Source organism: Micromonospora sp. WMMB235, assembly GCF_001855515.1.
Lineage (GTDB): Bacteria > Actinomycetota > Actinomycetes > Mycobacteriales > Micromonosporaceae > Micromonospora > Micromonospora aurantiaca.
In genome coordinates, this window is the sequence record NZ_MDRX01000001.1 from 1067650 (window position 1) to 1081801 (window position 14152).

Sequence of the window (14152 nt, forward strand, 5' to 3'; positions counted from 1 at the left end):
ACCGCCTCTCGTCGGCTCAGCCGGGAGCGACCTCCCGGCGGCGGCGCAGCACGGCCGCACCGGCCAGGGCCGCGACCGCCAGCGCCGTCAGCGCCACCTCCGGCCACACCCCGGCAGTGGTCGCCGGGGTACGCCCGTTACCGAGTTCCATCTGCCGCACCACCACCGCGGCGGTGTTGAACCCGGTCGCACCGTCTACCCGCCCGTCCGGGGAAACGAACCCGGACACACCGACCGTGGAGGCCATCAACGCGGCCCGGCCGTGCTCCACGGCCCGCAGCCGCACCATGGCCAGCTGCTGGCGGGCCTCGGCCACGTCGAACGTGGCGTTGTTCGTCTGCACCACCAGCAGCTGCGCGCCGCCGGTGACGGTGTCCCGGACGATGCCGTCGTAGGCGACCTCGAAGCAGATCACGTCGCCGAGGACCGCCGGGCCGGTGTTCAGCACGCCGGGACGGTCACCGGGTACGAAATCGGACCGGACCCGGTCGACCTGGGAGCTGACCTTGCGGGCGATGGAGCGCAGCGGCACGTACTCGGCGAACGGCACCGGATGCCGCTTCGTGTACACCTGGTCCAGATCCGGGCCGGTGCCCGGCCGCCACAGCAGCCCCGCGTTGCGCACCTCACCCCGGCCGGGCCCGACCAGCACCGCACCGACCAGGATCGGCGCGCCGATCGCGTCGGCCGCCTGGGAGATCCGCTCCCCCGCGCCCGGGTTGCGCAGCGGGTCGATGTCGCTGGAGTTCTCCGGCCACACCACCACGTCCGGACGGTCCTGCCCGCCCTCGGCGACCCGACGCGCCAGCTCCAGCGTCGCGTCGACGTGGTTGTTCAGCACCGCCTGCCGCTGCGCGTTGAAGTCCAGCCCGAGACGCGGCACGTTGCCCTGCACGATCGCGACGGTGACGGTGTCGCCCGCGCCGCGTACCCCGGTCGGCACGGCCGTACCGGCGGCGAGCAGCGCCACCAGCGCGGCGGTGAGCCCGGCGACGGGCCGCCACTGCCCGGGCGCACGCCGCCAGTCCCGCCACGCGGCGGTGACCAGCAGCCCACCGGCGACCGCGACGGCGAACGTGACCAGCGGGGCGCCGCCGAGCGCCGCGAGCTTCAGCAGGGGCGAGGTGTCCTGGCTGAACGCCAGCCGCCCCCACGGGAACCCGCCGAACGGGGTGCGGTCACGCAGCGCCTCCTGCCCCACCCACAGCACACCGGTGAGCAGCGGCCACGCCGCCCGGTGCCGGTCGGCGAGCGGCGACACCCAGGCGGTGGCGGCGCCCAGCAGCGCCAGATAGGCGGCCTGCAGCAGCGACAGCAGCGCCCACGGCAGGTAGCCGGTGTGCAGGTTCGTCCACTCCAGCAGCGGCGCGAACAACGCCACCCCGGTCAGGAAGCCCAGCCCGGCGCCGGCGCGCAGCCGCCGCCGGTGCACCGCGGCGGCCAGCAACGCCACACCGACCGGCGCGAGCGGCCACCACCCGTACGGCGGGAACGCCAGCAGCAGCGCCACCCCGGCCAGCACGGCGGCCGGCACGGCGAACGTCAGCGGCAGGGGACGCGCGCCGCCGTCACCGGGTGCCCCGTCGGTGGCACGCGGCTGTTCCCGGTCCAGCGTCGTCACCGGCTTCTCCCCACGATCACGGGCCGAAGGCTACCCGCCCGTACCGGTCGTCGGCCCGCGCCCCTGCGCCGCCGATCGGACAACAGCGCCCCGGCGGGCGGAGCCCGCTGCCATGCTCGGCAGCATGAGCGCTGAGCGGGGACGGGGTCGCATCCTGCCGACCGCGCCCGGCTTCCGCGTCACCCGGGTCGAGTTGTTCTACGACCTCGTCTTCGTGTTCGCGTTCCTGAACGTCACCAACGTGCTCTCCGAAACCCTGAGCGGCAGGTCGTTGCTGGCCGGGCTGGTGTTGCTGTTGCTGCTGTGGTGGTGCTGGGTGTCCTTCGCCGCCCTGGGCAACGTCGTCCGTACCGACCAGGGGGTGATGCCGCTCGTCGGCGCGGTGACGGTGGCAGCCCTGTTCGTCCTGACCCTGGCCATGCCGGCGGCGTTCGCCGACGGGCCCGCGCAGCGGCAGTCCGGGCCACCCGCCGCGGTCCTGTTCGCCTGCTGCTATCTCGTCATCCGGGCGGCCCAGGTGCTGGTGTTCCTCAGCCGCAGCAGCCACCGCGGACGGACCGCCGTGCGCCTCGGCGTGCCGCCGCTGATCAGCGTGGCGTTGATTCTCGCCACCGCGGCCCTGCCCGAGTCGCCCCGGCAGACCTGGGCGACGTGGCTGCCGCTGGCGCTGTGGCTGGCCGCGCTCTGCATCGAGTACACCTCGGGGGGCCTCGCCCCCAGCGCCGGGCTGACAGTCGTGTCCGCCGCCCACTGGGCGGAGCGGTACGCCCTGATCCTGCTCATCGCGCTCGGCGAGTCGATCATTTCGCTCGGGCTGGGGCCGAAGCTGAGCGCCGGCCTGCCGGCCACGTGGCCGGTGATCGTGGCGTCGGTGCTCGGCGTCACCATCATCGCGGCGCTGTGGTGGCTGTACTTCGACAGCCTGGCGCCCGCGCTGGAGCAGCGGCTGCATCGCACCCGTGACGTCCGCGCACGGGCGGCGCTCGCCCGCGACGCGTACGCCTACCTGCACCTGCCGCTGATCACCGGGATCATCCTGTTCGCCCTCGGCCTCAAGCGTTACCTCGCCGTCATCTCCCACCCGCGCGGTGATCCCTGGCGGGAACACGCCGCCGCTCTGGACAACCGGGTGCTGTTCGCCGGGTTGGTCATCTACGTGTCGGGGCTGCTGGCGCTGGGGGTGCGCGCGACGCACCGGATCTCGGCGGTACCCACCGCCGTGGTGGTCGCGATGGCTGTGGGACTGCCGTGGGCAGGCCGGCTGCCTGCGGTGGCCGCGCTGGCGATCCTGGCGGTGGCCAGCGTCTCGGTGGTCCTGCTGGGCCTGCGGTCGAGTGACCCGTGGCGCAGCCGGGTGCGCCGGACCGCGTTGGACGAGCAGGTCGCCGCCGAGCAGGAGCAGTCCGAATGGCGGCGGCACCACCTGTGACCGGCGGGTGGGGAGTGTGGGCGCCACCGGCGACAGGCGACAATCGGGCGCATGCGGTTCGGTGTGCTGGGCGCGACCCAGGCGTACGCGGCCGACGGCAGCGTGCTGCCCGTCGCCGGCGGGCGGCTGCGCGCGCTGCTGGTGCTGCTTCTCCTCGACGCCGACCGCACCGTTGCGCCGCAGCGCCTCGTCGACGGCGTGTACGGCGACCGGCCGCCCGAGCAGGCCACGAACGCGCTGCAGTCGCAGGTGTCGCGGCTGCGGCGGCTGCTGCCGGGCGCGCACATCGAGTTCGGCCCGGCCGGCTACCGGCTGGCGGTGGATCCGCAGCGGGTGGACGTGCACCGGTTCACCGGGCTGGCCGCGGCCGGGCGGGCCGCGCTCGCCGCCGGTGACCCGGCCGGCGCGGCGGCGCTGCTGCGCGACGCGCTCGGCCTGTGGCGCGGCGAACCCCTCGCGGACGTGACGGACGCGCCGTTCGCCGACGCCGAGGCCGCCCGGTTGCGCCAGGCACGCCTGGCCGCGGTCGAGGACCGCGTCGAGGCGGAGCTGGCGCTGGCGCCGGCCGGCGCGCCGCTGATCGCCGAGCTGCGGGACCTGGTGGCGGCGCATCCGCTGCGGGAACGGCTGCACGGGCAGCTGATGCGGGCCCTGCACGGCGCCGGCCGCCGCGCCGAGGCGCTCGCCGTCTACGCCGACGCCCGCCGGATGCTCGCCGAGGAACTGGGCACCGACCCGTCGGCGGAGCTGGTCGCACTGCACACGGCGCTGCTGCGCGACGACGCCGCACCGCCCGCCCGGCTGCCCAGCCCGCTCACCAGTTTCGTCGGCCGGGAACCGGAACTGCGGCGGGTCCACGAGCTGCTGGGCGCGGCGCGGCTGGTCACCCTGCACGGCCCGGGCGGCGCCGGCAAGACCCGGCTGGCCACCACCGTCGCGTCCGGCCACGACGGGCCGGTGTGCCTGGTGGAGCTGGCCGCTGTGGCACCCGGCGCGCCGGTCGCGCCCGCGGTGCTGGCCGCGCTGGACCTGCGCGACGCCGGCCTGCGCACCCCCGGCGGCCCCGCCGACCTGACCGGACGGCTGGTGGCGGCGCTGGCCGACCGGCGGCTGCTGCTGGTGCTGGACAACTGCGAGCACGTGATCGACGACGCGGCCCGGCTGACCGGCCGGCTGCTCGCCGCCGCGCCCAGGCTGCGGGTGCTCGCCACCAGCCGGGAACCGCTGGGCCTCACCGGCGAGGCGTTGTGCCCGGTCGGCGGGCTGCCCGCCCCGGACGGGCCGGCCGCACCGCCGGCGGCCGCCGCGTACCCGGCGGTGCGGCTGTTCACCGACCGGGCCGCCGACGTGTCGCCCGGGTTCACCCTCGACGACGCCACCACCCCGGCGGTGCTGCGGATCTGCCGTACCCTCGACGGGCTGCCGCTGGCCCTGGAGCTGGCCGCGGCGCGGCTGCGGGCCCTGCCGGTGACGCAGGTCGCGGCCCGGCTGGACGACCGGTTCCGGCTGCTGCGCCGCGGTGACCGCACCGCGGCGCCCCGCCACCGCACGCTGGAGGCGGTCGTCGGGTGGAGCTGGGACCTGCTCGACGAGCCGGAGCGGCGGCTGGCCGCCCGGATGAGCGTGTTCGCCGGCGCCGCCGACCTGGCCGCGGTGCAGGCGGTGTGCGCGCCGGACGCCGGTGACGTCCTCGACGTGCTCACCGGCCTGGTGGACAAGTCGCTGGTGGAGGCCACCGGCGGGCGCTACCGGATGCTGGAGACGATCCGCGAGTTCGCGGCGGCCCGGCTGGCCGAGCACGGCGAGACCGGCCGGGTGCGCGACGCGCACGCCGCGTACTTTCTGGACCTGGCACAGGCCGGCGACGTGGCCCTGCGCGGCGGCGGCCAGGAACGGTGGCTGCGCCGCCTCGACGCCGCACGCGACGACCTGCACGCGGCGCTGCGGCACGCCGAAACCACCACCGGGTTGCGGCTGGTCGCGGCTCTGGCGTTCTACTGGTGGCTGCGGGGCCTGCGCGGGGAGGGCGCCGCGCTGGCCCGGCGGCTGGTCGACCGGCTCGACGGCCCGCCCGACGGCGTGGCCGAGGAGTACGCGCTGGGCCTGCTGATCGCTGCGCTCGCCGGTGGCGGCGAGCGCAGCGAGGTCGACGCCGCGTCGCGGATCCTGTGGACCCTGGCCCGGCCGCCCCGGCATCCGTTCCTGCTGTACCTGTCCGGCATGGCCAGCGGTCCCCCGTCGCCGCAGGACGCGGCGGCGCTGCACGAGCAGGCCGTCCGGGACCGGCTGCTCGGCACCGACCCGTGGAGCCGGGCACTGGGCCTGCTGGGCACCGCCATGGTCAGTCTCCTGCACGGCCGTCACGCCCAGGCCCGCGCCGACCTCGACGGTGCGCTGGCCGGTTTCCGGGCCCTCGACGACCGCTGGGGCATGATCGTGACGCTGTCCACCCACGCCGAGGCGGCCTACCGCACCGGTGACGTCGCGTCGGCGGCCGCGCCGATGGCGGAGGCGCTGGAGCTGGCCGAGCAGCTCGGCTCCACGCTGGACCTGGCGGAACTGCTGCGGACCCGCGCCGACGGGCGGCTGGCAGCCGGTGACCTGACCGGCGCGGCCGAGGACTTCCGGCGGGTGCGGCGCATCGCCGGGCCGGCCGGCGCGCCGGAGCTGGTCGCCGCCGCGTACCTGGGGCTCGGCGAGATCGCCCGCCGCGACGGCGACCCGCAGCGGGCGCGGACGCTGTGCGAACGGGCGGTCGCGGAATGCCCGTCGGGCTGGTTCGGCGCCGATGTGGTGCGGCTCGCGGCGCTGGTGACGCTCGGGCAGCTCGCCGACGCCACCGGCGACCCGGCTGCGGCCCGCGCCCACTACCGGCAGGTCCTCACCGCCGGCGTCGGCGTGTGGGACGTGCCGGTGGTGGCCGCCGCCGCGGACGGGCTGGCCGGGCCGCTGCTGCGCGACGGCGACCCCGAGTCGGCGGCCCGGCTGCTGGGCGCGGCGGCGGCGCTGCTCGCAGGCACCGGCGCGGCAGACGCCCCGGCCGGCACACCCACCGCCGTCACGCTGCGGGAACACCTGGGTGAGGCGGCGTTCGCCACCGCGTACGCCCGGGGCGCGGACCTGCCCCGTCAGCGGGCGCTGGCGCTGGTCGACGGGCGCTGACCGGCGCGGCGCCGCCCGGTGCGCGCGCGGTACGCGCCCGGTCAGCGCCGCCGGTGACGCTGACTCCCATGACCGACGACGCGACGGCCGTGCTGGCCGACGGGATACGAAAATCGTACGGACGCACCACCGCCCTGGACGGCTTCGACCTGGCCGTTCCGGCCGGCACCGTGTACGGGGTGCTCGGCCCGAACGGGGCGGGCAAGACCACAGCGGTGCGGATCCTCACCACGCTGCTGCGTTTCGACGCCGGCCGGGCCAGGGTGGCCGGGTACGACGTCGCCACCGACCCGGACCGGGTGCGTGCCGCGATCAGCCTGACCGGCCAGTACGCGGCCGTCGATGAGGTGCTCAGCGGACGGCAGAACCTGGTGCTGTTCGGGCGGCTGCGGCGGCTGTCCGCGCGCCGGGCCCGCCACCGCGCCGAGGAACTGCTGGACCGGTTCGGGCTGACCGAGGCCGCGGACCGGTCGGCGGGCGGCTACTCCGGTGGGATGCGCCGCCGCCTGGACCTGGCGGCCAGCCTGGTGGTGCCGCCGCGGGTGCTGTTCCTCGACGAGCCGACCACCGGCCTGGACCCGCGCAGCCGCAACGGCCTGTGGACGGCGGTGCGGGAACTGGTCGCCGACGGCACCACTGTGCTGCTCACGACCCAATATCTGCAGGAGGCCGACCACCTCGCCGACCGGGTGTGCGTCATCGACGCCGGCCGGGTCGTGGCCGAGGGCACCCCGGAGCGGCTGAAGGCCCGCATCGGCGCCGACCGGCTGGAACTGGTGGTCCGCGCCGCGGCGGACCTGCCCGCCGCGGCGGCGGTGGTGGAACGCGCCACCGGCGCGACCGCGACTGTGGACGCCGAGCTGCGGCGCGTCGACGCGCCGGTGGCCGACCGGATCGCCGTGCTCACCGCCGTGCTGCGGGCCCTCGACGACACCGGGATCGCGGTGGACGACGTTCTGGTCCGCCGCCCGACGCTGGACGAGGCGTTCCTGCGGCTCACCGGCGGTCACGCCGACGCGCAGCGGGTGGGGGTGGCGTCGTGAGGGCGCTTGCCGACGGGTGGCTGATGGCCGGGCGGAACATGCGGCACGTGGTTCGCGCCCCGGAGGAGATCATCCTCTACTTCAGCCTGCCGATCATGTTCGTGCTGGTGTTCGGCTACGTGTTCGGCAGCGGAATGTCCGTGCCGGGCGACGGCAGCTACCGGGAGTTCCTGCTGCCGGGCGTGTTCGTCATGACGATGCTCTACGGCCTCGGGGCGACCGCGTCGGCCATCGCTGTGGACGCCGGCCGGGGCGTGGTGGACCGGTTCCGGTCGCTGCCGATGGCCCGCTCGGCGCTGCTGTCCGGCCGCGCGAGCGCCGACCTGGTACGCGCGTGCCTGGAGATGACCACGCTGGTGGTGTGCGGGCTGCTGGTGGGCTGGCAGTGGCGCGAGGGCGTCGGCCCGGCGCTGGCGGCGGTGGCGCTGATCCTGCTGCTGCGCGTCGCGATGACCTGGGTGGGCATCCTGTTCGGGCTGCTCGTGCCGAACCCGGACACGGTCGCGGTGGTGGTGTTCCCGCTGGCGTTCCCGCTGACCGCGCTGTCCAACGTGTTCGTGGCGCCGGAGCTGATGCCGGACTGGCTGGGCGCGATCGCCGCCTGGAATCCGCTGTCGGCCACAGTGGCGGCGGCCCGGGACCTGTTCGGCAACCCGGGCCTGGGCGGCGACTCGTGGCCGGCCCGGCACGCGCTGGAACTGGCGGTCGCCTGGCCGCTGGCGCTCATCGCGGTGGCCGCCCCGGCGGCGGTGCGCCGCTACCGGCGGCTGGGCCGCTGACGAGGGCCGGCCGCTGACACGGGGAACATCCGGGGGGATGAAATCGGGGCGCGGCCTAAGCCGCGCCCCGATGCTCCCAGGCCCTTCCCGGCCGGTGGGGCGAAGACGATCGGCGCCGACCTTCGGACCGACCCGACGTGGACTGGCTGCCCCCGCCTGGCCGTTGTCTACTGGCCGTGCCTCTCACCCTGCCCGTACACCGGTAACCGCGGCCGGTTCGCGCCGCCCCGCCGACCCCCGCCCGCTGGACCTGGCCGCCGCAACCTTCCGGTCGCTCGGCCAGCGGACGAAGGGACGAAGCGAACAACAGCCGCTTCCCGTGGTAGGACTCAAAGACGGTACGGCGTAGACCCCCGCCGCTGTCAACCCACCCGGGCCTGTCGTGTGTTGCGACACGGCGTGTCGCGTCGGCGCGTCTCGATTTCCGCGCCCTGTTCGCGGCGTGCGTCAGGCGCCGAGATGGTGCCGCAGCATCGCCGCCGCCGCACCCGGATGCTCCTCGGCGAGCAGCCCGGCGGCGGCCAGCACGTAGTCCACGTCGACGATCGGCCGGGCCGCCCGCGGCAACGCCCACCCCCCGGCGTGGTCGGTCAGCACCGCGTCGAGCACCGCCGCCGCGTCGCCCGGCTCGGCGTGCCGCAGCACCCCACCGGAGCCGACGAGCAGCTTCACCTCCCGCAGGTCCCGCCCGGCCCGCTCCCCCGTCGCCGCACCCCGCGCGTGCCGCCGCAACGCCACAGTCGCCGCCAACGAGGCGATACGGCGGTCCACGGCCCGCTCGCCGTCACCGGCGGGCAGGAACCCCGGGTCGGCGGCCCGTACCGCCGCCGCGACCGTCAGCTCCGCCTCCTCGGCCGCGTCGAGCAGCCGCTCCTCCACCGCGGCGCGCACCACACCCGGCGCGCTCCACCGCATGCCCAGGTCACCCTCGACGGTGCGGGCCCGCCACAGCGTCCCGGCGACCTCCTGACTCGGGCCGCTGTCCCGCTCGTCGGGGGTGAGCACCGAGTACACGTCGGTGGTCGCGCCGCCCACGTCCACCACTGCCAGGTCACCGCCGAGCGTCCCGGCGAGGACCTCCACGCCGGTGAGCACCGCGTCGGGGGTGGCCGCGCGGACCAGCCGCGCGAACCGCGTACCCCGGGACAGCTTCTTGCCGCCGATGACGTGCCGCAGGAACACCTCCCGGATCGCCGCCCGCGCCGACGCCGGCTCCAGCACCCCGATGCGCGGCAGCACGTTGTCGGCCACCGTCACCGGCACACCCGCGCCCGCCAGCAGCGCCTGCAGGTCGGCACGCACGTCGGCGTTGCCCGCGAGGACCACCGGCACCCGGAAGCGGGCCTTCGCCAGCCGCGTCGCGTTGTGCGTGACCGTCTCGGCGTCGCCGCCGTCGGTGCCGCCCACCAGCAGCACCACGTCCGGGCGGGCCGCCCGCAACGCCGCCACGTCCACCCCACCGAGCCGCCCGGCCGCGACGTGCACCACGTTCGCGCCCGCCGACAGACCGACCCGCCGGCCCGCCTGAGCGGTCACCAGCGGCTCGTAACCCACCACCGCCAGGCGCAGCCCACCCCCCGCCGACGAACACACGTACCAGGGCACCTCAGCGACCCCGGCCGACGCGGTGGCGGCACCGACCGCGGCGTCCAGGCCGTGCAGCACATCCGTGCCCACCGTGGTGGGCGCCGACGCCGCCGCGACCAGACGGCCGCCGTCGAGGTCCACCACCGCGGCCTTCGTGTACGTCGACCCGACGTCGGCGCAGACGACGACCGGCCTCGCGCTCACGCCGGGCTGTCCTTCGTTCGCGACTGCGGGGCTCGCAACACCGGCTCGCTCCTCGCGCTCACGGTGCTGGCGGCACGACCACCGTGCCGGTCGCGGTGACCGCCACGATCGGCTCGTCGAGCACCTCGGCGGCCGACTCGCCCTTGTCCGGGCGGCCCCGGCACACCACTGTCGCGGCGAAGTCGACGGTGCGGCTGCGGGTGCCCACCCGGGTCACCGTCGCCGTCACCTCCAGCACGTCACCGGCCTTCATCGGCGCCCGGAACTGCACGTCGGAGTACGAGGCGAACAACCCCTCGTCGCCGTCGGTGCGGATGCACACCTCGGTGGCCACGTCCCCGAACAAGCCCAGCGCGTACGCCCCGTCGACCAGGTTGCCCGCGTAGTGGGCGTGGGAGTACGGCACGTACCGGCGGTGGGTGACTGTCAGACCGACACGGGGATCGCTCATCAGGTGTTCGCCTTCCTGGAGGTGATCAAAGCGTGGACGAGGTAACTGGCGACCTCGCCCGGAGTGGTGCCACGGCCGAAGATCCGGTCCACGCCCAGCTCGCCGGTCATCGTCTCGTCGAACCGCGGCCCACCGACGATCAGCAGCGGCCGCTTCCCGGCCGGCATCGCCTCCCGGAACGCCGCCGACATCTCCCGCGTGTTGTGCAGGTGCGCATCACGCTGCGTCACCACCTGCGACACCAGCACCGCGTCGGCGCGTTCCCGCCGGGCCGCCTCGACCAGCTCCGGCACGCTCACCTGCGCGCCCAGGTTCGTGACCTTCAGCTCGCGGTAGTACTCCAGGCCCTTCTCGCCGGCGATGCCCTTGACGTTGAGGATCGCGTCGATGCCCACGGTGTGCGCGTCCGTGCCGATGCAGGCGCCCACCACCGACAGCTTGCGGCGCAGCCGCCGCTTCACCACCGCGTTGACCTCCTTGGCCGACAGCAGCGGATAGTCACGCTCCACCACCTGCACCTTCGACAGGTCCACCAGGTGGTTCACCCGCCCGTAGACCACGAAGAACGTGAACCCGTCACCGATCGGCTTGGCGTGCACCAGCATCGCCGGGTCCATGCCCATCTTGTTGGCGAGCTGCACCGCCGCGCCCTCGGCCCGCTTGTCGTGCGGCACCGGCAACGTGAACGACACCTGCACCATGCCGTCACCGGTGGTGTCCCCGTACGGCCGCACGACCGTCTTCTCACTCATGAGGGTTGCTCCAGGATCTCCGTGGCCGGGTTGTAGTAGTCCGCCTCGTGCCGCGCTACCCCGTCCAGGCCCTTGCCCCGGTCCGCCGGCCGCTTCATGATCCCGAACGTGCCCTCGGCGATCGCCGTCAGCAACGACTGGTCCCCGATGCGCTCCAGCAGGTCCACCGCCTCACCGAGCACCCGGTGCGCCCGCTCCTGGATGAACCCGCCCGGCGCCGGCACGAAGTCCTCGTGCAACCCGCCCGCCGCGCCCAGCACGTACCGCACGTTCTGCAGAGCGATGTCCCGGTCCGACAGCCACGGCGTCACCACCGCCTCGGTCATCATCCCCACCAGCAGGATCCCCTGCCCGGTCATCGTGCCCACCAGGTTGAAGAACCCGTCCAGCAGGTTGCCCCGGAACACGTCACCGGTCATGTGCTTCGTCGGCGGCATCCACTTCAACGGCGCGTCCGGGAACAACTCCCGCGCCAGCAACGCGTGCGCCAGCTCCAGCCGGAACGACTCCGGCACATCCGGGTTGATCTCGAACGCGTGCCCCAGCCCCAGCTGCCAGTCCGCCAGCCCCGCCTCGTGCGCGAAGAACTCGTTGAGCAGCTGCGACACCGTCACCGTGTGCGCCTCGTCCACCGCGTCCGCGGTGGTCAGGTAGTTGTCCTCACCGGTGTTGATGATGATCCCCGCCCGCGCGTGCACCTGCCGCGAGAACCGCTGGTCCACGAACGTGCGGATCGGGTTGATGTCACGGAACAGGATCCCGTACATCGAATCGTTGAGCATCATGTCCAGACGCTCCAACCCGGCCAGCGTCGCCATCTCCGGCATGCACAGACCCGACGCGTAGTTCGTCAACCGCACGTACCGGCCCAGCTCCCGCGACGACTCGTCCAGCGCCGCCCGCATCAGCCGGAAGTTCTCCTGCGTCGCGTACGTGCCCGCGAACCCCTCCCGGGTCGCCCCCTCCGGCACGTAGTCCAGCAGCGACTGCCCCGTCGACCGGATCACCGCGATCACGTCAGCGCCGGCCCGCGCCGCCGCCTGCGCCTGCGGGATGTCCTCGTAGATGTCACCGGTCGCCACGATCAGGTAGATCCACGGCCGCCGCTCCGGATCCCCGAACCGCTTCACCAGCCGGTCCCGCTCCGCCCGCCGCCGGTCGATGCTGCGGATCCCCGCCGCCACCGCCTTACGCGACGCCCGCCGCGCCGCAGTCGCCGCCTTCCCGGACGGCTGCGCGAACCGCACCGACCCGGCCGCCGCCTTCTGCGCCAGCAACGTCACATCCGCGATGCCCTCACGAGCCAGCGCGTCGAACACCGGCGCCGCCACCCCGTGCCCCAGCCCCACGTCCGCGACCACCGCGTCCACGAGCCGGTTCACCCACGGAATGCCGTCCGGGTCCGCGCCGGTCACCCCGGCCAGCCGCAGCACCGCCCGCTCCACCGACACAGTGGTGTGGCTGCGCGCCAGATCCACCACCGGCTGCCCGGCCCGGCGCGCCAACTCCCGCGCCCGCGCCACCAGCGCCGGATCCAGCCCAAGCTTCCCTGTCACGAAGACCCTTCCTGATAGATCACGTCACCGCGCAACACCGTGGCCCGGCACACCGGCAGCGGCGTCGGATCGTCCGCACCCCGCAACTCCGGATCCTCCGCCAGCACCACAGGCAGCCCCCGCTCCACGCCCGCCGGGGTGTCCCAGACCGCGAACGTCGCCGGCGCCCCCAACGCCAGCACACCCTCGTTGTCCAGGTGCACCGCCCGCCACCCGCCGCGCGTGTGCGCCGCGAACGCCGCCCGCACACTCATCCGCTGCGCCGGGTTGTGATGCGCCGCCGCCGCCCGCACCGACCCCCACGGATCGACCGGCGTCACCGGCGAATCCGACCCGAACGCCAACGCCACACCGACCCCGTGCATCGCACCCATCGGATTCGACTCCAGCGACCGCGCCAACCCCAGCCGCGACTCGTACATCCGGCCCGCGCCGCCCCACAACCTGTCGAACGCCGGCTGCATCGACGCCACGATCCCGTACTCCACGAACCCGGCGATCAACGCCTTGCTCATGATCTCCGCGTGCTCCACCCGGTGCCGGGCCGCCCGCAACCGGTCCACACCCAGCGACCGCGCCGCCAGCCCGAACCCCTCAAGCACCGTCCCGATCGCCGCGTCCCCGATCGCGTGGAACCCGCCCTGCAACCCGTGCGCCGCACAGTCCAGCAGATGATCACGGACCTGCTCCGCCGACACGTACCCGTGCCCGCACGCCCCCGCCTCACCGTCCAGGTACGCCGCCGACACGTGCGCCGTCCGCGACCCAAGAGCCCCGTCGGCGAACAGGTCACCACCCGCGCCCACCGCACCCAACTCCCGGGCCTTCGCCGCACCCAGCAGCTCACCCCAGTACCCGTACACCTCCGGCACCCCGGCCCCCGAGATCGCCAGCAGCCCGGTGAAGTCCTCCTCGTCGGAGATGTCCGGACCACCGCACTCGTGCACCGCCGCCACACCCAGCGACGCCGCGTGTTCCAGCGCCCGCCGCTGCGCCGCCACCCGCTGCGCCCGCGACACCGACGCGAACGCCGCCGCCCGCACCACGTGATGCGCGTCGCGCCGCAGCCACCCCGACGCGTCGTAGCCGGCCGCCGACACCACCTCCGGGCACGCCGCCAGCAACGCCGCCGACACCAGCGCCGAATGGATCGACGCCTGCGACAGATACACCCGCCGCCCACCGGCCGCCCGGCCCAGCGCCGCCGCATCAGGCAACGCCCGATCCGCCCAGGCCGACTCGTCCCAGCCGTGCCCCAGCACCACCGCGTCACCCGGCAGACCCGCCGCGAACGCCGACACCCCGTCCAGCAGCTCACCCGCCGACCGCACCGCCGACAGATCCAGCCCCGACAACGCCAACCCGGTATCGGTCGCGTGCACGTGCGCGTCCACGAACGCCGGCGTCACCAGCGCACCGCCCAGCTCCACCACCCGGTCCGCCCGCGGCGCCTCCGCATCAGTACCCAACCAGGCGATCCGCCCGTCCCGCACCAGCAGCGCCGTCGCGCTCGGGTCCGCCGGACAGTGCAGCACTCCACCGCGATACAGCGTCGAGGGGTTCGTCAT

The 14152-nt window shown here is 74.8% G+C and carries 10 protein-coding genes; 4 read left to right on the forward strand and 6 right to left on the reverse strand.

The window, feature by feature from the left end; all coding sequences use genetic code 11:
* Nucleotides 1–16: 16 nt before the first annotated feature.
* Nucleotides 17–1612, reverse strand: a complete 1596-nt coding sequence (gene lnt, locus BFV98_RS04575; protein ID WP_369830072.1) for an apolipoprotein N-acyltransferase — start codon at nt 1610–1612, stop codon at nt 17–19.
* Between the two features lie 133 nt (nt 1613–1745).
* Between lnt and BFV98_RS04580 the strand changes: the two genes are divergently transcribed.
* The 4 genes from BFV98_RS04580 to BFV98_RS04595 all read left to right on the forward strand — a co-directional run bounded on the left by BFV98_RS04580 (nt 1746) and on the right by BFV98_RS04595 (nt 8034).
* The gene (locus BFV98_RS04580; protein ID WP_255368001.1) at nt 1746–3050 is read left to right on the forward strand and encodes a low temperature requirement protein A; all 1305 of its coding nucleotides are present in this window, start codon (nt 1746–1748) and stop codon (nt 3048–3050) included.
* Nucleotides 3051–3101: 51 nt separating this feature from the next.
* The gene (locus BFV98_RS04585) at nt 3102–6212 is read left to right on the forward strand and encodes a BTAD domain-containing putative transcriptional regulator (protein WP_071095051.1); all 3111 of its coding nucleotides are present in this window, start codon (nt 3102–3104) and stop codon (nt 6210–6212) included.
* Nucleotides 6213–6280: 68 nt separating this feature from the next.
* The gene (locus BFV98_RS04590) at nt 6281–7255 is read left to right on the forward strand and encodes an ATP-binding cassette domain-containing protein (RefSeq protein WP_071095053.1); all 975 of its coding nucleotides are present in this window, start codon (nt 6281–6283) and stop codon (nt 7253–7255) included.
* The gene (locus tag BFV98_RS04595; protein ID WP_013286282.1) at nt 7252–8034 is read left to right on the forward strand and encodes an ABC transporter permease; all 783 of its coding nucleotides are present in this window, start codon (nt 7252–7254) and stop codon (nt 8032–8034) included. Before BFV98_RS04590 ends, BFV98_RS04595 begins: the two co-directional genes overlap by 4 nt.
* Before the next feature lie 447 nt (nt 8035–8481).
* Here the strand turns inward: BFV98_RS04595 and BFV98_RS04600 are convergent, their stop codons facing one another.
* From BFV98_RS04600 to BFV98_RS04620, 5 genes are read right to left on the reverse strand one after another with little or no spacing between them, the layout of a single operon-like run.
* Nucleotides 8482–9825 (reverse strand): glutamate mutase L, encoded by a 1344-nt coding sequence (locus BFV98_RS04600; protein ID WP_071095055.1) that lies wholly within the window; start codon nt 9823–9825, stop codon nt 8482–8484.
* 58 nt (nt 9826–9883) lie between these two features.
* Nucleotides 9884–10276 carry a hotdog domain-containing protein gene (locus BFV98_RS04605; protein WP_013286280.1) on the reverse strand — a complete coding sequence of 131 codons (393 nt, stop codon included), beginning with the start codon at nt 10274–10276 and terminating at the stop codon, nt 9884–9886.
* Complete coding sequence (locus tag BFV98_RS04610; RefSeq protein WP_013286279.1) at nt 10276–11028, reverse strand: OAM dimerization domain-containing protein; 753 nt, start codon at nt 11026–11028, stop codon at nt 10276–10278. The genes BFV98_RS04605 and BFV98_RS04610 overlap by 1 nt, the downstream gene beginning before the upstream one ends.
* Nucleotides 11025–12584, reverse strand: coding sequence for a lysine 5,6-aminomutase subunit alpha (locus tag BFV98_RS04615; protein WP_013286278.1), 1560 nt, complete (start codon nt 12582–12584; stop codon nt 11025–11027). The genes BFV98_RS04610 and BFV98_RS04615 overlap by 4 nt, the downstream gene beginning before the upstream one ends.
* On the reverse strand, nt 12581–14152 hold the full coding sequence (locus BFV98_RS04620; RefSeq protein ID WP_071095057.1) for an amidohydrolase: 1572 nt from the start codon (nt 14150–14152) through the stop codon (nt 12581–12583). The genes BFV98_RS04615 and BFV98_RS04620 overlap by 4 nt, the downstream gene beginning before the upstream one ends.